This window comes from Fibrobacter sp. HC4 (genome assembly GCF_023373925.1).
In the GTDB taxonomy this organism is placed as follows: Bacteria; Fibrobacterota; Fibrobacteria; order Fibrobacterales; family Fibrobacteraceae; genus Fibrobacter.
On the sequence record NZ_JALCZV010000015.1, the window covers coordinates 54,772 to 73,656 of the forward strand.

Consider the following 18,885-nt stretch of genomic DNA (forward strand, 5'->3'; position numbering starts at 1 on the left):
GGATAAAAATATGTTAGATCACGAAACCATGGTTACTCTCGGCAAGATGGGTGCAGCAGCAGCTCTCGGCCTCGGTGCTCTCGGTTCTGCTCTTGGTTGCGGTACCGCTGGTATGTCTGCAATCACCGTCTGGAAGAAGGCTTACGCTCAGGGCAAGAGTGCTCTCTTCACTCTCCTTGTGTTTGTGGGTGCTCCCATTTCCCAGACCATTTACGGCATGCTCCTGATGAACTTCATCCTGGGTGCAGCAAATGCAGAAAACTTCAACAACTGGGCAGCTTGCCTCGGTGCCGGTATCTTCGGCGGCCTTGGCATGATGGCTTCCGCATGGTTCCAGGGTAAGGCTGGTGCTGTTGCTTGTGACGCTCTGGGCGAAACCGGCAAGGGCATGGTGAACTACCTGATGGTTCTCGGTGTGGTCGAAACCGTTGCCCTGTTCGTCATGGTGTTCGCAACCCAGACCTTCGCTTAGTAGGTATGAGGACGCCTTACTTTTGTAAGGCGTTGAGGTGTGAGGCTTTGTTTTGAAAGACCTCATTCCTCTAGGCGCTATTGCGCCGACCTCAAAGCGAACATAGTTCGCGTCCTCACTCCTATAAGGAATTGAATATGGATCAAGAAACAATAGTGACTCTCGGCAAGATGGGCGCCGCCGCGGCTCTCGGTCTTTCCGCAGTCGGCTCTGCAATGGGTTGCAGTACTGCCGGCATGGCGGCGATCGGATCGTGGAAGAAAGCCTACCTTAAGGGGAAGAACGCTATGTTCACCTTGCTTGTGTTCGTGGGCGCACCTATTGCGCAGACGATTTATGGCATGCTTCTGATGAACACCATCCTGAATGCTGCCAACAAGCCGGATTTCCACAACTGGGCAGCTTGCCTGGGCGTGGGCATCTTCGGTGGACTGGGCATTATGTTCTCCGGCTGGTATGTAGGCAAGGCTGCCTCCAACGCCTGTAATGGCTTGGGCGAAACCGGCAAGGGTCTAGTGAACAGCTTGATGGTGCTTGGCGTGGGTGAAACCGTGGCCCTGTTCATCATGGTGTTCTCGATGATGCTGGTGAGCTAAAAAAGGTATGAGGTACGCTCGTACACTCGCTTGAGGTATGAGGTCGGCCTTTGGCCTTTGAGGCTTTATTAAGAACCTCGTGCAGATTCTGCATGGGGTTCTTTTTTCTATTTTTGGCTAAGTAATGTCGCAGTTCTTGAAAAGATTTAACAGGTTCCTGGTAGTCAACGGCTATATGCCGAAGATTTTCCTGGCTGCGCTCATTGGATTTATAACGGGCCTGGTGGCGGTTGCTTTCCATTTTGGATTGGGACTGGCAACCTCCTTGGTGAAAATGCCCTGGACTGGGGAAAACGCTTTACCTTGGTGGTCTTTTGCTATAATGCCTGCTATTGGTGGATTGATTGTAGGCGTCATCATCTATGTTATCGCCAAGGCTCCTGAAACAGCAGGGCAAGGCACTGATAACATGATTAAGTCCTTCCATCATGAAGGTGGAAAAATTCGTAAGCGTGTTGCCCCTGTTAAGTTTTTGACGAGCATTATTACTTTAGCGACTGGCGGTAGTGCCGGTTACGAAGGTCCTATTTCCCAGATTGGTTCGGGTGTGGCGGCTACGGTTTGCCACAAGTTCCAGATGCCTCAGACGCTGCGGCGGCAGTTTACCCTGGCGGGGACGGCTGCTGGCCTGGGCGCCATCTTTAAGGCCCCGCTGGCAGGAGCGTTGACTTCGGTGGAAGTTCTTTACCGCGAAGACTTTGAATCCAACGCGTTTGCAACTTCTATTGTTTCTTCTGTTGTCGCTTTTACGGTGTATATTGCCTTTGTGGGAACGGAGCCTGCCATTGCGGGTGTTCCTGTGTTCCCTTTTGCAAATACGGTGGAACTGATTTGCTGCGCCCTCCTTGGAATTTTATGTTTCCCGTTTTCCTATTTGTACGTGCGCTGCTATAGTGAATCCGAGACTCGGTTTGCCCGCTGGCAAGTTCCCAACTGGATCAAACCTGCTATAGGCGGCTTGATGATTTCTGTTCTGGTGGTAGTTTTCCCGGAAGTTGCTGGTGGTGGTTTTGAATTCATTAACGAAGTGATGGGAGCCATGATGCCTCACTCCATATGGGGCGTTCTGCTACTGTTGGGGATTGTTCTTGCTAAGATTGTTGCTACGGGACTAACAGTTGGTTCTGGCGGATCCGGCGGCGTGTTCGGCCCTTCGCTGTTTATTGGTGGAGTTCTGGGTGCCATGTTTGCGGGCATCTTGGAACTGGTGGCTCCGGGTGCAATCCGCGAACCTGAAATGTTTATTCTGGTAGGTATGGCTGCCTTTTTTGCGGGGGCCGCCAAGGCGCCCATTGCCGGTGTGGTTATGGTCTGCGAAATGACTGGTAGTTATAGTTTGCTGCCTGGGCTTTTGATTGCGGCTGTTATGCACATCTCGTTCTCTCGCGGTTGGAGCATTTATAAAAGTCAGGTGGTGAACAAGTTTGCCTCGCCGGCTCATCGTGGCGACATGGATCAGGATGTTTTACGAATTACCACCGTTGGTGATGTGATTGAACATTGCGAAATGAAGACCCTCCGTGCAGAGGATTCCCTGTTTGATGTTTTGAAGGACATTGAGGTGGATTACGTCTATCCTGTCTACGAAGGAACTTCCAAGACTCCGACAGGCTTGTCCAAGCCTCATGATCATTCGGGAACGTACATAGGATTGTTGGACATGTCCATCGTGAAGAACGCCTATATCAGTTCGCCGGACTTGATTCAGCACTTGCTGATTTCTGACTGTACAGTAAAAGCTCCGATGCTGAATGAATCCATGGACTTGCATTCGGCATTGAAGATTTTTGTACGAACGTCTATGAATGAGCTGTGTGTCAAGAATAAGAATGGTGATGTAATAGGCGTGTTGAGTCACGCAGCCATCTTTAAGGCTTACGATAAGATTGTAAGGGATTCGCAGAAAACTGATGAATTATAGAGAAGAAGTGAATGAGTATATGCCTAGTGATGTGATGTGGTCGGACATCTAGACTGTTACGCTGTACACATTCAGGGTAGCTTGTTTCAACGTGTGGTCAAAACCTACAGAATAAGTGCTGATGGGACTTACACGGTTGATGGACGTTCTAATGTTGGACTTGTAAGAGTGACGACTGAGATGAATTCTCTTGGTATCTATGTGTACAATATGTATCTGCTGCATAGCACGGGTATTGAGTATTACCATTATGGAGAAAATGGTCAAGAACGATTCTTGGGTGTTCGTGCTTCAACTACATATAATCCCCTGGAACAATTTTATTGAAGTTTACCATCCCGGAGGAATTAGTCCTTGACCTTGTTCAACGTGATGGCTGAAATTGCTCCGGCAGGTGTGTTGCTGTTTGTCAATGACTATTCTAATTATCTTTATGGAGTTTCTTTTAATACGCGAGTGGTGATGGCTGGGGATTGAACGTACAGTACAATCTGCCTTAGGTTCCTCGCAAGTTCTTAGATAGTACCGCGCAAATCGTCCACTGCGTCTAGATATTCGCTGAGGTTTCGGGCCTTGGCGATTTTCTTTATGATGCGCTTGGGGAGAATGGATTCGGAGTTCTGCGGCTGGGTTTGGGCTGCTTCGGCGGGGTAGGTCCAGAAGGGGCGAAGTTTGTCCAGGATTTGGGCGTCGTTCTGGAGGCGCTTGCGGTAGTTATCCAGAATGGAATCGTGGATTTTTAGGAGCGCAGAAAGAGGGCTCGTTTGGGACTGCGCAGGGGACTGCGCTTGAAATTGCACGGCGAGTGCTGGGTTGGCCAGGAGCCCGCGACCGATCATGATTCCCTTGATGTTTGGGAATCGGCGTTCAATAGCCTGAATGTCTGAGAGACTGGTGACATCGCCGTTGAATATGATAGGGTGGCGGCACTGGGAATAGAAGGCTTCGAATGCTGCGAAGTCCTGCGCACCCTTGTACTGCTGGATGCCTGTGCGGGGATGCATGGTGATGTGGGCAAGGGGAGCCTCGTTCAACAGCGGCAGCAGGGCTAGACATTCGTCGGGGGAGGTGTAGCCCAGACGCATCTTGATGCTGAACGTGAGAGCTGCATCGGTCTGCTGTCCAGAACGGCGGGCGACCTCCTGAAGGATTTCCCTGACAGCATCCACTCGCGGGAGGATGCCTGAACCGCGGCCCGATTTCGCCTGCATGGGGAAGGGACATCCCATGTTGATATCAATCTGAGGGAAGACTTCGTCGGGGGCGAATCCGCAATCCTTTTTTAGCTTTTGAATGTCATCAACTAGTATGCGGAATTCGGCGGCGTCCTTGCAAATGACTTGTGGAACCACGTTGTAAAAATGCGGGGCTTCATCATCGCTTGAACTGTAATCTGCGTTTTCGCAATGGCAGATGTTTGACTGCTGGCTTTTGATGAATTCCAGGTCCTGTTGCAAATCCCGCAGATCTTTTTCTCGGGCGGCACCTTTCTCGACGCGCAAAAATGGGGTGTAATAGGCGGCGATTCCTGACTCACCGGCCTTGGGCCCGGCATGCAAAAAATGAGCCCGTCTGTAGGCGGACTCAGTAAAACCTTGTAGCGGTGCGAAATAAACCGGCAACATTTCGGCTTCTCTCATCTCTCGTCTGTAGCGAAGCGTTCTCTCGTCTATATTACGAGCAGCGGAGCACTTGGCCGGGGCGGATGTTGTTGCTCTTGAGGCCATTTAGGCGCTTCAGCTTACCCACAGAAATTCCGTAGCGGCGGGCGATTTTACCCAGACAGTCTCCGCGGCGGACCTTGTAATAGCGGTGCTTGGCCAGTTCCTTCTGGTATTCGTCTTCGACACCCTGAATCTGGGCCTGGTCAATTTCGGTGGTGGCGGCCAGGTAGGTGCCTTCCTGGAAATTGAATACGGTGGTGGGGTCGATATAGACACCGTTATACTTCATTTCGAAGTGGAGGTGGGCGCCAAAGGATCGTCCGGTATTGCCTCCGATGCCTACGGTGTCCCCAGCCTGAAGTTCATCGCCGATTTTCACTTTCCAGCTGGCCAGATGGGCGTAAAGGGTAGTAAGACCGTTGCCGTGATCGATGATGACGTACTTGCCGTAACCTTTACGGCGACCCTGGTTGCGGACCAGCTTGACCTTGCCGGGGAAGGCGGCCACGATGGTGCGGTCTTCGCCATGGCAGAGGCCCAAGTCAACGCCACGATGCATACGGTAGGTGCGGATGCCATAGGGGCTTGCGATGCGGCGGCTTTCGGTGGGAATCATGGCTGTGGTCATGTCAAGAACCAGCTTGCGGACACTATCCACCGTTGCTGAATCTCCCATGGCGGCGGCCAGTTCGGCGTCCGCTTCTTCCTGGGACATTTCCTTGCCGTCGTCAGTTTCGGAGCTGTCGGTTTCTGCTTCGGAATCGGTTACGGCTACGTCGGTATTTGCCTTGTCGGCGGCTTCCACAGCCTCGGTTGTGGCAAGCTTTTCTTCAATTGCTGCTGCTGGAGCGTCTACGTTACCTGCATCAGTAGAATCAATGGCTGGGTTGCCGGAAAATTCACTTTCGGTAATGGTTGCGGTAACTTTTTTTTCGGTTGAGGGCACGGAAGAGGGATTTGACGCTTCGGTGACTTCTGTGATTTCGGATTCCAGGATAGCCTTGTCGTCTACAACTTCGGTAAGCTCTACAGTCCCATTTTCTGCAAATAGGGCGACAGGCAATGCAAACAGTGTGACAATTGAACCAAACTTCATAATAGTGGGGGTAAAGATACCTTTTTTACGGTCAATTGTCACGGAGGGAGAGGGGGATGAGGTATGAGATATGGGGTATGAGGTATGAGGTATGAGGTATGAGGTATGAGGTTCATTAACCTTTAAGCAATTTCGTTTGATTATATGATTATATTTGAGTTAGAGTCCTCTAATTTTTAATTAATAGTTAAACGGACTTTGCCAGCAATTCCCCCAAAAAATTTCAGGTATGAGGTATGGATTAATAAGTTAGGCGCCATTGGTGCGATTATAACAATTCATATCTCATAATTCGTAATTCATAATTTACTATATTTCGCCCCGTCAGGGCCTATCATCCAGGTAGGTTCCTAGTCCGGCCAAAGGATATGCCTGCAAAGTTCAGGTTCGGCCGAAAAAGGATATATAAAATGGCAAAGAAAGTTCAAGACGCCCTCAAAGATATCATCTCCCTCTGCAAGCGCCGCGGTTTCATTTTCCCGGGCTCCGAAATTTATGATGGCCTGGCCAACACTTGGGACTACGGTCCGTATGGTGTTGAACTGAAGCGCAACATCAAGAACCTCTGGTGGAAGAAGTTCGTTACCAGCCGCAAGGACGTGCTGGGTCTTGATAGCTCCATTCTCTTGAACCCCCGCGTTTGGAAGGCCTCTGGCCACGTGGGTAACTTCTCTGACCCCCTGGTTGACTGCCTCGCTTGCCACGAACGTTTCCGTGCAGACCACCTGCTTGAAGAAAAGCTGGGTGACGGCTGCTGCGCCGGCAAGAACTTCGATCAGATCGCCGAAATGATGGTGGAAAACAAGATCGAATGCCCGAGCTGCGGCAAGACCGAATTCACCAAGCCCCGCGCTTTCAACCTCATGTTCCAGACCGAAATCGGCGTTATCGAAGGTGAAGGTAACAAGGTTTACCTCCGTCCGGAAACCGCTCAGGGTATCTTCGTTGATTTCAAGAACATCGTCGACAACGTTCGCCCCCGCATTCCGTTTGGCGTGGGTCAGATCGGTAAGTCTTTCCGTAACGAAATTACCCCGGGTAACTTCATTTTCCGTACCCGTGAATTCGAACAGATGGAACTGGAATTCTTCTGCGAACCGGGCACCGAACTTGACTGGTACAACTTCTGGCGCAAGTATTGCTTCAACTGGCTCATCAAGGACCTGGGCGTGAACGAATCCAAGCTCCGCCTCCGCGAACATGCCAAGGAAGAACTTTCTCACTACTCCAACGGTACCACCGACGTTGAATACGAATTCCCGTTCGGTTGGGGCGAACTGTGGGGTATCGCAAGCCGTACCAACTTCGACTTGACTGCTCACCAGAACGAATCCAAGGTCAAGCAGGAATACAACGACCAGGTGAACAACAAGCGCTATGTGCCTTACGTTGTGGAACCGTCCCTCGGTGTGGAACGCTTGCTCCTCGTTCTCCTCTGCGACGCTTACGAAGTCCAGAAGCTTGAAAACGACGAACGTACCGTTCTCCACTTCGACCCGAAGGTTGCTCCGGTTAAGGTTGCTGTCCTCCCGCTGGTCAAGAAGGGTCAGGTCAAGGCTAAGGCTGAAGAACTTTACGAACAGCTGCTCCAGCGCTGGAACGTGGAATACGATGAAACTCAGTCCATCGGTAAGCGTTACCGCCGTCAGGACGAACTGGGTACTCCGTTCTGCGTCACTGTCGACTTCGACACCGTTGGCGAAGGCGAATCCGATCCGGCAAAGCTGGGCTACGTCACCGTCCGTGAACGTGACTCCATGCAGCAGGAACTGGTGAAGATCGACGAACTGGAAGCATACCTGGCTGCAAAGCTCGGTTGCTAAGAGGTATGAGGTCGGGCTTCGCCCTCTGAGGCATGAGGTCGCGACCTTGTCGCTCTGAGGTTATAGTCAGAGCTTCGCTCTAGAATCTAAAAAGGTCACTCCCGATGTTTTTTCGGGGTGGCTTTTTTTATTTTCGCCTTTTTTGGCGAAAGTGGGCTCCAAAAAGAGTTGAATCCTCTGTTTGGAGTCTATTTTTATAAATAAATTAACTGTTTGCGGCTTTAATTTTTGCTTTGATTGAAATCTATGGATTCCAAATGAGGCTAATTTGCTGTTCTGGAGTCCATAATGCCAATAATAATGGACTGTAAATTCTGTATAAAGTATTTTTCTGGACTCCAATGTTGCAAAAAAGAAAAATTTGGAGTCCATTTTATATAATTTCCGCCACTTGATAGTATATTAAGCTCCATGAACAACCCGAAAATTAATCGCCTTATAGGCTACATCATTTTGTTCATTGGCTTTTTCCTTTTTTACAAGGGATTCAAGCCTGTGGGTGTGTCGGACAATATTGCCGACGCTGATTTTGTTTTGCTTGCTTTGGCCGCCGGTTTCCTTGTTGGTTCAACGGTTTGGATGATCAAGAAGGTTCGCTGCCCTCATTGCAACAAGCTTTTGCACTTGAAACTGTATAATATTGATGTCTGCCCCCATTGTGGAAAATCTACAGACCCGGATGAAAAATGACTAATCTCAATCCTTTCTTCAAATCTATCATCGATCAGGACAACACCGCCATTGTGGTGTGCGACCTGAACCATACCATTGTGTACATGAATCCTTTTGCCTGCGTGGCCCAGGCCAAGCGTGGGGGAGCCGCCCTTATTGGTCGTTGCCTCATGGATTGCCACAGCCCCGATTCCAGGGAAAAGATCCAGAAGGTGATGGATTGGTTCAAGGCTGACAAGTCCCACAACCGTGTCCATTCCTTCTTTAACGAGAAGCAGGTGAAGGACGGCTACATGATCGCCCTTCGCGATGAGAACGGCGAACTGATCGGCTACTACGAAAAGCACGAATACCGCACCAAGGATGAAACTCCCTTTTACGCCTTTTGATGGTTAAAATCAGCCGCTTTTTGTGATTTATGTTACAATTTGGAATGGGAAAATGCTTCAAAAAAACTTATTTGAAGCATTTTTTGCTACAGCTCCCATATTATAGAATAGATTGTTAGCATAGTTTTACAACCTATTCTTATTGTATGTTGAAGTGGCTGAAAAATTATCTGCTTTATGCGACAGTGGATCCCGACGAACTGACGAAGGTCGCGGATTCCGTTTCGCGGAGTAACCAGAAGTCTCTTGGCGCGTATTCCCTGATGGGGATGTTCTTTTTCGGCGTCATGTTTACCCTGTCTGCGCTTTCTGAAATTGCTTCCCTTAATCACAATGTGGTTGCCTATTCTTCGGCCACGTTGCTCTGTTTCTTCATTTTTATGGCCAACCGGTATTTAACCAAGAAGAATCCCCGGATGGTCATCTTTCTCATGTATGCATTCAACTGGCTCTTGCTTTCCTTTGGACTCTACCTGACGTTTGTGACCTCGCCGGAGCGTATTACGGTTTCGCTTTTGGTAATGCAGATGCTTACCGCCCTGATTTTTACGGATCGCCCTTACAGGTTCCTGATCAGTACGTTGTTGCTGGACGTGGTTTTTGTACCCCTGGCAATTATGTATAAGCCTTCCGAAATTCTGGTGCTGGATATTGTGGACGTGCTGATTTACGGTATCATCGGTCTGGTTGTTGGCTCCTTCATGTCCCGTATGAAGTTCGAACGTTTTGTTCTTGAACGTAAGGTGGGCGAGCTGAACGATGAACAGGGTTTGACTCATTACATCAAGTCTATGGCCGACATTTACGAGACTGTTGTGCAGATCGACGTAAAGACCGAAACCTTCCGCGCCGTGATCAACAAGACTAACATGGTGGAGTTTGACTGTCATGAGAACTTTGGCAAGCAACTTCTGATTGCCATGAGGGACGCCATTGATGAAAATGGCCTTGAAGCTCTTGTTCCCTACGCCAATATTGCCGCCGTTGCCCAGAGCATGAAGGGCAAGCGAACCATTACTCACGAATTCTTTGGTAAGCGTCTTGGTTGGTGTCGCGGCCGTTATGTGGCCGTGGGTTCTATGTCAGATGATCTTGTTCCCGAGCAGATTATTTTCGCTATCGAAAACATCAACGAAGAAAAGAATAAAGAGAATAAGCTGATTACCCAGGCGCAAACCGATTTGATGACCGGATTGTATAACCGTACCGGTGGCGTCAACAAGGTAAAGCTTTCCTTGCTAGAAAACAAGGTCGGCATGCTCTGCCTGTTCGATATCGATAATTTCAAGTACGTCAACGATACCCACGGACACCAGGCGGGAGACCAGGTTATTATTGCCGTTGCCGAAGCCATGAAGTCCGCTTTCCGCGATGAGGATATCTTGCTTAGGCTTGGCGGCGATGAATTCGTAGTCTACCTGAATGGCGTGGCTACGGAAGATCAGGGGACGCTTGCGATCCGCCGACTTTTTGATGAAATCGACAAGATCGAAATCGACGAAATCCCGGATTATAGGGTGTCGGTCAGTCTAGGTGCCGCCTTCTTCAGGAAGGACTCTAGCCTTGACTTTAACGACCTGTACAAGCAGGCGGATACTTGCACCTACCAGAGCAAGAAAATCGAAGGCAAGTCCTTTACGTTCTTTAGAGATTAGCTTGGATAGAAGTTGTTGAATGTCGCAAGCGTAAAATAAATGGTTCCTTTTCAAAACAAAAAAAGCTTCTCTTTCGAGAAGCTTTTTAAGCGGGATAGACGAGGCTTGAACTCGCAACCTCCGGCGTGACAGGCCGGTGCTCTAACCAAAATTGAGCTACCACCCCAGTGGTTTGTCTGGTCTTTCAACCGACGCACCAAATGTACTAATATGTTTCTTTGTTGTCAAGGGAATTACGGCTGAAAATGCAAAAAAATGCGTGAAAATGCAAAAAAAAACGTGCCGTCCAACAATAAAACAGCATCGGCTGATGATAAAAAAGAACACCTTTCTTTCGAAAAGTGTTCTTTTAAGCGGGATAGACGAGGCTTGAACTCGCAACCTCCGGCGTGACAGGCCGGTGCTCTAACCAAAATTGAGCTACCACCCCAGTGGTGAACCAAAGATATAAATATCCATAAATTTTGTCAAGCCATTCAGACCAAATTAAAATAAAAAACGGTCCCGTTCTTTCGAACGGAGACCGTTTTTAGTTATGAGTTATGAATTACTAATTACGAGAAAGTCTCATAAATCATAATTCATACTTCATAATTGTCTTTAGTCAAAGACTAAAGGCTAATCAGACCTTCAGTGTCCTGGGACATTGCGGTGTAGAATGCAAAGCGTGCATCCACTTCCTTCTGGAGGTCGTCGGCCAGCTTCTTAGCAACTTCCGGGTTGTTACGGGTGAGCTGCTTGTAGCGGTTTTCGGTGTAGATGTATTCTGCAACCGGGATAGTCGGGGCCTTGGAGTCGAGAACAAGGGGAGCCTTGCCTTCGGCAGCGAGAGCCGGGTTGTAGCGGAGCAGAGTCCAGTAACCGGAATCCACAGCCATCTTCTGGTGTTCCAGCTGGCTGTTGAGATCGAAGCCGTGGTTGATGCAGGGGCAGTAGCAGATGATCAGAGACGGACCATTGTGAGCTTCTGCTTCCTGGAGAACCTTCAGAGCCTGAGCGTCGTTTGCGCCGATGGCGATACGGCCAACGTACACATTCTTGTAGCTCATGGCGATAAGACCGAGGTCCTTCTTGCCAGCGCGCTTACCAGCGGCAGCGAAGAGGGCGACGGCGCCACGGTTGGTGGACTTGGAAGCCTGTCCACCAGTGTTGGAGTAAACTTCAGTGTCGAGGACGCAGATGTTCACATTTTCACCGGTTGCCATGACGTGGTCGAGACCACCGTAACCGATGTCGTATGCCCAACCGTCACCACCGAAGATCCATACGGACTTCTTGACCAGGTAGTCGGCGAATTCGTCGCGGAGGCTTACGGAAGCTTCGTCGGTAGCACCAGCGAGAGCAGCCTTCAGTTCAGCAACGTTAGCGCGCTGAGCCTGGATGCCGGCTTCGTCGGACTGATCCTGAGAAGTGAGCTTAGCCTTGAGTTCTGCAGGAACGTTCACAGCTTCGAGGAGGCTTACAGCCTGGTTTGCATGCTTGGTGATAGCCAGGCGCATACCGAGACCGAATTCAGCGTTGTCTTCGAACAAGCTGTTAGCCCAAGCCGGACCGCGGCCTTCCTTGTTCTTTGCCCACGGAGTAGTGGGGAGGTTACCACCGTAGATGGAAGAGCAACCAGTTGCGTTTGCGACAACCATGCGGTCGCCGAAGAGCTGAGATACGAGACGGACGTAAGCGGTTTCGCCACAGCCTGCGCAGGAGCCGGAGAATTCGAACAGAGGTTCGAGGAGCATAGCCTGCTTGACAAGGTTCTTGTTAACCTTGGTACGGTCAAATTCGGGGAGGTCAACGAAGAAGTCCCAGCACTTGCCTTCCTGAACCTTGATGGGTTCCTGCGGCACCATGTTGATAGCCTTCTTGCCTTCTTCATTCTTGTCCTTACCGATATTTCTTATTTGGGCGTTCCCCACTGACGTGGGTCGGGCTATATTTTAGGGGCGGCCACCTTCGCTTCGCTTGCCACCCGCCTCCTAAAACGGAGCCTTGCTGTGTTCCCTTCAGTCACTCCGCAAGTCTCCGCCCCAAGGGGTCACTATCCCTAACGCGGAAGCTTTTTCCGTTCAATAATCAAGTCTGATTCAAATTTTTCAACAGCACTTGCGTTCCGGGGCTTTCCGTTTCGATGCTCTGGAACGCCTTGCTCAGCTTTTCCAGGTTCTGCCTCGTCTTCCTGTCCGTTCTCAGCTTCATCATCGCGTCAATCAGGATTTTCGGGCCGATTTTCTCTATGGGCACAGTGTTGTCGATTCCGTATTTGCGAAGACGCAAGGCGTTGTCAATCTGGTCCTTGCCCAACGGAAGAATCAGGAACTTCTTGTTGTTGTAGACGCACTCCTTAATCGTGGCAAGACCGCCGTGAATCAAAGCGAATTCGAGATTCGGGGCGGAAAGAATCGCGCGCTGGGGCACCCAGCCAGCAAATGTTATGTTGGACATGTTCCTGAACTCGTCCCATTCGTGGTCGTTTACAAGCTTTGTACCCACGCCGAGGACAAGATGGTAGTCCTTCATTTCCGCTGCCTGCATCGCCTCGCACATGCAATGGAACAGGTGACGAGCCTTTCCCTCGTAATCCAAGACCTGCGAACCAGCCGTGACGAAAATGAGCTTTTCGTACTGCGCGCCCGCCTCTGGATTTTCAGGCTGAAGCAGATTGTCCGCCCATGCGGCACTTGCCGACGATGCCAAGTCCCTATCCAGAATGCACGGCTCCACATAGTGAACGTTTTCGCCCGGATTGTAGTGGGAATACTCGTATTCGCGAGGGCATGGAATCAGTTCGTCGAAGGACTCCAAATCCTTCACGAAGTCCTCCATCTCGATTCCGGGATCCTGCAACAAGTCCACCGACCTCTGCAGCCGCCACCTCTACGAACTCGCAGCCAACTGCGTGATGAGCCAGTTGCTCCTCCGCGACGCCACCAAGGCACCGGAGCTGTTCGACAAGAGCATGAAGGTGTACCTGAACCTCGCCGAAGCCGAAGTCGCCAAGCACTACAACTTCGTGAAGAGCGTGGATGTGGAAGCGATGGAGAGCTATAAGCAGGCGCGTAATTGACAGTAGGGCGTTCGCGCGCCCTGGTGTCATTCTGGAGGAGCGAAGCTCCGATAGAATCCATAAAAATTTAAAGACCTCGACAGAAATGCCGGGGTCTTTGTTTATAGGCTAATCTACGATTTTTTCAACATAACCCAAAATAAAGTACCGTTCATTTTCTGTAAGGGGACCATTCTTCGTCACCTCATATTGTACTGATTTATTGAATATATTCTTAAATTCACTTAGTAAGAACTCTTTCGTTTTCCTTTTTCGTTCATCATTATGAGGAATCCATATATCAGCAATGATGATCGCATATTTTGAATAAGTCTTCACATCCTCATCAATATTGATATTTTTCCATTTTTTCTTCATTCTATCAAAATCAGTTCTCATGGATTCAATTTTGCCCCTATAACCCAATCTTTTTGCCTCAATTAAATAGATTGTTTTTTCTTTTCTACTAATAATAAGAGAATCAAAATGTTCCTTTTTACTCTCATCATTATTTTTTATAGGGACTTCCTGCCATATAATCAACTCGTCATCAGCAGCCATGTTATAGAACGTGCTACAAAAATTAAATGTCAAGTTTCTTTCCGTAAAACCCACAGAATCAAAAGACGGATAGTAGTTTCGCAATATTTTTTCATAGCGTTTTGCAGTTTGCTTTATTACATTGTCAATATCCATTGCATCTCCTTAATTTTTAGCATCTAGTCCTTAACACAACGGACTGAAAAGCCCTTCACCTTATAATCTTTCTCATACTCTCGACTTCCAACATTAGTAACACTTAGCCTCATACTATATGCTTGCTCGTCACCATTCTCTGTAGAACTCCAGAAATAGGCATTGTCCCCCTTTTGATAGTAAACATTATAGCGAGCTTTACCGCTAGACATTTCATAAAATACCAAATCTCTATAGCCTGCCGGATATGCAGAAAAAGCGTAAGAGTCTGAACCATTGCCGCTTCTATTATTAAAATTATTCCAGCCGCTCGTTGACTTTAAAATTAACTCAGCATTATATTGACCAGCATTAGCTTTAGCAAGCAACGTATCGAAATCAGCCTTCGTCGGAAGATACCAGCCTTTAGGGCATACGCCACGAACAGGATAAGTTGGCGAACAGGTCTTACCAAATCCGCAATCGGTGCCATTTGCGGAAAATTTTCCTGCTGAATCCATTGCTGCCGCCCATGTATACAATCGACCATACGAATTGCAATTTGCCGGGTCATTGTCGTAACAAAAACTCGTAGAGTCAAGACGATTTGAATCTTCTTCATACCGGTAATCTAAATTTCGCGCCATCCAGGTTTTCGAACCAATGACGACAGTTTTGTAAGTTTTTTTATCTCTTTCATCAACTAATGTTCCATAAGTGGTTTCCTGAGAAATACCAACCCACAATCCCTTTGTACAGGAATAAATAGAATCAACACTTGGAGTAATCTTTTTTTTCGCTTCTTTGCCTTCTGTATAACTGACACATCCTTTACCAAGAGTCGCTTCCATTGAATTTGCATATCTAAAAGAATCTCCGTCACAGACATAGGCTACAGGATCGTAAGCAACGGTTCCATCGGTCAGACATTCTTTACCAAGAGTATAATATTCAATGGCCGCCATCCTACGCCATTTTTCATTTTCACACATAAAATACCATCCAGAGTCACTTTGTACAACTTCACCATTTTTTTCATTCGTGCACACACCCAGCCTTTCCCAAAATGATTCATCGCAACGATAATCGCAAGCTTGCCACATTCCATTTTCAAACAAATAATGATTAGCTGAATTCACCGAGCCTGCTCGTACTTCACCATTTTTTCCATCTTCCCACCCATAGGTATCATATTCCAAGACAGTTGCCTCTCGCCAATTTCCATTATCACAAATATGATAAGAGACACCGTATTCTTCATATTGTCCAACTTCGCCCTCGTTGATGGAAGAGCATAGCCCCAAAGCAGTCTCTTTTTTAGAAATAACCCATTTGCCGTTTCGGAAGACATAATAAGTATTCGTTGCATTACCCTTCTTTATTTCACCTTCTTCGCCTTTTCCCCATTGATAGGTGTCAATTTCAGTTTTATTTGATATTTCCCATCCTTTTGTTTTGCAGATATGATACGAAGAATCTCTACTGACAGCAATTGCGCATTGGCCGACATTCGTTGAATTACATTTACCACTAAGATCACCCGTTACCCTAACTACCAAGCAAAACGAATTGCTAGATGAACTAGAAACAGTATTGCTGCTGGAAGTTATGGCTGACAACGAGCTGCTTGAAAATTTATTGCTAGAGCTACTGTTTTTTGAAGCACCTGCGACTGAACTTGACGACGAGGCAATTAGTTTCGTCTCCGAGCTATTCAACACTATAGTATTTGAAGAAGATAAAAACAACCCCATCCCTGAACTACTAAAAGATGTAATTCCATTATAATTCGAAGATGACTGAATTGCAGTAAGGTTAATCCAGTTATTGTTCGTACATAAGTAATCCGCATTTAACTCAATAACGAAAACCGAATCGCCTTCATGGTCGAGAGTACAAGATCCAAGTTCATAAAATGAGGAAACTTCTCGTAAAGGCAATTCAGGCGAAACGGATTTATTACCAGCATCATCTCCGCCGCAAGCAGCGAAGATTAGAGCAAGAGAAAGTGCGGCAAGATTGCCAATTTTGTTCCAAGCCATAACAGCCTCCATCGTATACACCTACGGAGTTACCCCTGTTCAACAAGGAACTTCGCCAAATTTTGTATGGATACAAAAAAGGCGCAGATCGTTGCATTTACCTACACGTGGCTCTAGACTGCCTCTGACTGATAAACGCAAACGACCCACGCCCCAAAAGGGCTGTTGCTTTTGATCTATACGACCAAAGTCCAGCCTTGAAGGGCTGGTACAGCAAACTGAGATACACCGCAAAGCGGCATACCTGCGTGAGCGTTCGCCTCGTTCTCAGTCAATGGAAATTGTCGAGATTTCGTGTAGAGAACAAGAGCTAAACTCTCTAATATGTCCAATTTAAGAATAACTTAAATACAGCCCAGACGCAACAGAAATTTACAAAGCAGCCTGTTTTTGTGCGAAAAATCGCAAAAAAAAGCCCCATCTTGGACCGCCAGACGATTATTCCAAGCTGGAAGAAGCTCAACATGTTGACTTTTCTAATAAAAATTGGTATATTATAACCGGGCTGGTCGAAAGACCCAGGTCCATCTTTGGCGAGGAAGTTCCTCGCCTTTTTTGTGGAGAGAGTCTTGAAGGAACTAAGTGTTTTCATCGATGAGTCGGGGGATTTTGGCGAATATAGCCCACATTCTCCGTATTACATAATAACAATGGTGTTCCATGACCAAGAAGTCGACATTCAAGAAAACGTTCTTCGCCTTGATACCGAGCTGTCCTATCTTGGACTTGAGAATCTTTGCATCCACACCGGCCCAATTATCCGCAAGGAAGAAATTTATAAAGACATCGGAATAGCTGAGCGGAGGCGCATTTTCAACAAAATGATGGCGTTTATCCGTTCAGTAGGTATCCAGTACAAATGTTTTTCCATCGAAAAAAAGCACATCAGAGATTCTGTAGAAGCAACAGGCAAACTTTCGAAGCAAATATCCTCGTTCATCAGAAATCATTATGATGATTTTCTTGCTTTCAACGATGTCAAAATTTACTACGACAATGGACAAGTCGAAGTAAGCAAGCTTTTGTCGTCTGTATTCAACGCCCTGCTGCCAAACCCAATTTTCCGAAAAGTGATGCCTACTGATTATAAATTGTTCCAGGTCGCAGACTTTATTTGCACGATGGAACTTTTGAACCTGAAACTTGAAAACAATCTTTTCTCAAAATCCGAAATGATTTTCTTCGGCAACAAGCGCGATTTAAAACAGAACTATTTAAAGGCTCTGAGAAAGAAAGAATGGAATTAATAGCCCGGGCGTTGCGGCCTTTGGACACTTAACACTTTAGTGCTTACGTGTACATGGCCACCTTTAGGTGGTTAGGCGCCTGAGCACCCGCTAGAAGGGGAAGCGGAAGACCCGACCGGGGCGGGTTATATGCAAAACGCCCACTCGTATGAGTGGACGTGATTGTAAGGGCGGGGGCGGGGCTGGAGCGTGGGGGAGACTTCCCCCTTTATAAAAAAGACGAGAGCCGAAATTTCTTCGACTCTCATCTTTGTTACTTCAGGTCTGGATCCTTCGCGACCATCGGTCGCTCAGGATGACGACGTTAACCGATTACAGGCTAATCAGACCTTCAGTGTCCTGAGACATTGCGGTGTAGAATGCAAAGCGTGCATCCACTTCCTTCTGGAGGTCGTCGGCCAGCTTCTTAGCAACTTCCGGGTTGTTACGGGTGAGCTGCTTGTAGCGGTTTTCGGTGTAGATGTATTCTGCAACCGGGATAGTCGGGGCCTTGGAGTCGAGAACAAGGGGAGCCTTGCCTTCGGCAGCGAGAGCCGGGTTGTAGCGGAGCAGAGTCCAGTAACCGGAATCCACAGCCATCTTCTGGTGTTCCAGCTGGCTGTTGAGATCGAAGCCGTGGTTGATGCAGGGGCAGTAGCAGATGATCAGAGACGGACCATTGTGAGCTTCTGCTTCCTGGAGAACCTTCAGAGCCTGAGCGTCGTTTGCGCCGATGGCGATACGGCCAACGTACACATTCTTGTAGCTCATGGCGATAAGACCGAGGTCCTTCTTGCCAGCGCGCTTACCAGCGGCAGCGAAGAGGGCGACGGCGCCACGGTTGGTGGACTTGGAAGCCTGTCCACCAGTGTTGGAGTAAACTTAAGTGTCGAGGACGCAGATGTTCACATTTTCACCGGTTGCCATGACGTGGTCGAGACCACCGTAACCGATGTCGTATGCCCAACCGTCACCACCGAAGATCCATACGGACTTCTTGACCAGGTAGTCGGCGAATTCGTCGCGGAGGCTTACGGAAGCTTCGTCGGTAGCACCAGCGAGAGCAGCCTTCAGTTCAGCAACGTTAGCGCGCTGAGCCTGGATGCCGGCTTCGTCGGACTGATCCTGAGAAGTGAGCTTAGCCTTGAGTTCTGCAGGAACGTTCACAGCTTCGAGGAGGCTTACAGCCTGGTTTGCATGCTTGGTGATAGCCAGGCGCATACCGAGACCGAATTCAGCGTTGTCTTCGAACAAGCTGTTAGCCCAAGCCGGACCGCGGCCTTCCTTGTTCTTTGCCCACGGAGTAGTGGGGAGGTTACCACCGTAGATGGAAGAGCAACCAGTTGCGTTTGCGACAACCATGCGGTCGCCGAAGAGCTGAGATACGAGACGGACGTAAGCGGTTTCGCCACAGCCTGCGCAGGAGCCGGAGAATTCGAACAGAGGTTCGAGGAGCATAGCCTGCTTGACAAGGTTCTTGTTAACCTTGGTACGGTCAAATTCGGGGAGGTCAACGAAGAAGTCCCAGCACTTGCCTTCCTGAACCTTGATGGGTTCCTGCGGCACCATGTTGATAGCCTTCTTGCCTTCTTCATTCTTGTCCTTACCGATACA

17 protein-coding genes, 2 tRNA genes and 1 pseudogene are annotated in these 18,885 nt (G+C 48.4%); 9 read left to right on the plus strand and 11 right to left on the minus strand.

The genetic code is table 11. From position 1 onward, the window contains the following. Positions 1-10 precede the first annotated feature (10 nt). The 3 genes from MMG03_RS10750 to MMG03_RS10760 all read left to right on the plus strand — a co-directional run bounded on the left by MMG03_RS10750 (position 11) and on the right by MMG03_RS10760 (position 2,989). Positions 11-472: a V-type ATP synthase subunit K gene (locus MMG03_RS10750; RefSeq protein ID WP_233488164.1), complete on the plus strand. Its 462-nt coding sequence runs from the start codon at positions 11-13 to the stop codon at positions 470-472. 137 nt (positions 473-609) lie between these two features. Next, positions 610-1,068 (plus strand): V-type ATP synthase subunit K, encoded by a 459-nt coding sequence (locus MMG03_RS10755; protein ID WP_073159250.1) that lies wholly within the window; start codon positions 610-612, stop codon positions 1,066-1,068. 124 nt (positions 1,069-1,192) lie between these two features. Next, positions 1,193-2,989 carry a chloride channel protein gene (locus MMG03_RS10760; RefSeq protein WP_249506255.1) on the plus strand — a complete coding sequence of 599 codons (1,797 nt, stop codon included), beginning with the start codon at positions 1,193-1,195 and terminating at the stop codon, positions 2,987-2,989. 48 nt (positions 2,990-3,037) lie between these two features. Here MMG03_RS10760 and MMG03_RS10765 read toward each other — a convergent pair whose 3' ends face one another. The 3 genes from MMG03_RS10765 to MMG03_RS10775 all read right to left on the minus strand — a co-directional run bounded on the left by MMG03_RS10765 (position 3,038) and on the right by MMG03_RS10775 (position 5,749). After that, entirely contained in the window at positions 3,038-3,238 is a 201-nt protein-coding gene (locus MMG03_RS10765; protein WP_249506256.1) for a hypothetical protein, read from the minus strand. 266 nt (positions 3,239-3,504) lie between these two features. Beyond that, positions 3,505-4,629, minus strand: a complete 1,125-nt coding sequence (locus MMG03_RS10770; protein WP_249506257.1) for a tRNA-dihydrouridine synthase family protein — start codon at positions 4,627-4,629, stop codon at positions 3,505-3,507. 34 nt (positions 4,630-4,663) lie between these two features. Beyond that, entirely contained in the window at positions 4,664-5,749 is a 1,086-nt protein-coding gene (locus tag MMG03_RS10775; protein ID WP_249506258.1) for a peptidoglycan DD-metalloendopeptidase family protein, read from the minus strand. A gap of 410 nt (positions 5,750-6,159) precedes the next feature. Here MMG03_RS10775 and MMG03_RS10780 point away from each other — a divergent pair, with 410 nt between their 5' ends. From MMG03_RS10780 to MMG03_RS10795, 4 genes are all read left to right on the plus strand, one after another. After that, a complete protein-coding gene (locus MMG03_RS10780; protein WP_073284325.1) occupies positions 6,160-7,572 on the plus strand; it encodes a glycine--tRNA ligase in 1,413 nt (470 codons plus the stop codon). 411 nt (positions 7,573-7,983) lie between these two features. Beyond that, the gene (locus tag MMG03_RS10785) at positions 7,984-8,262 is read left to right on the plus strand and encodes a hypothetical protein (RefSeq protein ID WP_249506259.1); all 279 of its coding nucleotides are present in this window, start codon (positions 7,984-7,986) and stop codon (positions 8,260-8,262) included. Continuing rightward, the gene (locus MMG03_RS10790; RefSeq protein WP_073159242.1) at positions 8,259-8,633 is read left to right on the plus strand and encodes a PAS domain-containing protein; all 375 of its coding nucleotides are present in this window, start codon (positions 8,259-8,261) and stop codon (positions 8,631-8,633) included. Before MMG03_RS10785 ends, MMG03_RS10790 begins: the two co-directional genes overlap by 4 nt. A 146-nt stretch (positions 8,634-8,779) precedes the next feature. Beyond that, entirely contained in the window at positions 8,780-10,288 is a 1,509-nt protein-coding gene (locus tag MMG03_RS10795) for a GGDEF domain-containing protein (RefSeq protein ID WP_249506260.1), read from the plus strand. Positions 10,289-10,378: 90 nt separating this feature from the next. Here the strand turns inward: MMG03_RS10795 and MMG03_RS10800 are convergent. The 4 genes from MMG03_RS10800 to MMG03_RS10815 form a co-directional block, all read right to left on the minus strand. Next, positions 10,379-10,454, minus strand: a tRNA-Asp gene (locus MMG03_RS10800). Between the two features lie 188 nt (positions 10,455-10,642). Then, a tRNA-Asp gene (locus MMG03_RS10805) sits at positions 10,643-10,718 on the minus strand. 181 nt (positions 10,719-10,899) lie between these two features. Continuing rightward, the gene (locus MMG03_RS10810; protein ID WP_249506261.1) at positions 10,900-12,201 is read right to left on the minus strand and encodes a thiamine pyrophosphate-dependent enzyme; all 1,302 of its coding nucleotides are present in this window, start codon (positions 12,199-12,201) and stop codon (positions 10,900-10,902) included. 157 nt (positions 12,202-12,358) lie between these two features. Next, positions 12,359-13,138 (minus strand): glycosyltransferase, encoded by a 780-nt coding sequence (locus MMG03_RS10815; protein ID WP_249506262.1) that lies wholly within the window; start codon positions 13,136-13,138, stop codon positions 12,359-12,361. Positions 13,139-13,184: 46 nt separating this feature from the next. Between MMG03_RS10815 and MMG03_RS10820 the strand changes: the two genes are divergently transcribed. Further along, positions 13,185-13,349 (plus strand): Acyl-CoA dehydrogenase C-terminal domain-containing protein, encoded by a 165-nt coding sequence (locus MMG03_RS10820; RefSeq protein ID WP_249506263.1) that lies wholly within the window; start codon positions 13,185-13,187, stop codon positions 13,347-13,349. A 108-nt stretch (positions 13,350-13,457) separates the two neighbouring features. Here MMG03_RS10820 and MMG03_RS10825 read toward each other — a convergent pair whose 3' ends face one another. Both MMG03_RS10825 and MMG03_RS10830 read right to left on the minus strand, forming a co-directional pair. Further along, positions 13,458-14,024: a hypothetical protein gene (locus MMG03_RS10825; protein ID WP_249506264.1), complete on the minus strand. Its 567-nt coding sequence runs from the start codon at positions 14,022-14,024 to the stop codon at positions 13,458-13,460. 23 nt (positions 14,025-14,047) lie between these two features. Then, positions 14,048-16,045: a fibrobacter succinogenes major paralogous domain-containing protein gene (locus MMG03_RS10830; RefSeq protein ID WP_249506265.1), complete on the minus strand. Its 1,998-nt coding sequence runs from the start codon at positions 16,043-16,045 to the stop codon at positions 14,048-14,050. 569 nt (positions 16,046-16,614) lie between these two features. Here MMG03_RS10830 and MMG03_RS10835 point away from each other — a divergent pair. After that, entirely contained in the window at positions 16,615-17,292 is a 678-nt protein-coding gene (locus MMG03_RS10835) for a DUF3800 domain-containing protein (protein ID WP_249506266.1), read from the plus strand. Positions 17,293-17,604: 312 nt separating this feature from the next. Here the strand turns inward: MMG03_RS10835 and MMG03_RS10840 are convergent, their stop codons facing one another. Both MMG03_RS10840 and MMG03_RS10845 read right to left on the minus strand, forming a co-directional pair. Next, positions 17,605-18,042 (minus strand): hypothetical protein, encoded by a 438-nt coding sequence (locus MMG03_RS10840; protein ID WP_249506267.1) that lies wholly within the window; start codon positions 18,040-18,042, stop codon positions 17,605-17,607. 111 nt (positions 18,043-18,153) lie between these two features. Continuing rightward, positions 18,154-18,885: pseudogene (locus MMG03_RS10845) on the minus strand (pyruvate:ferredoxin (flavodoxin) oxidoreductase); the annotation flags it as partial.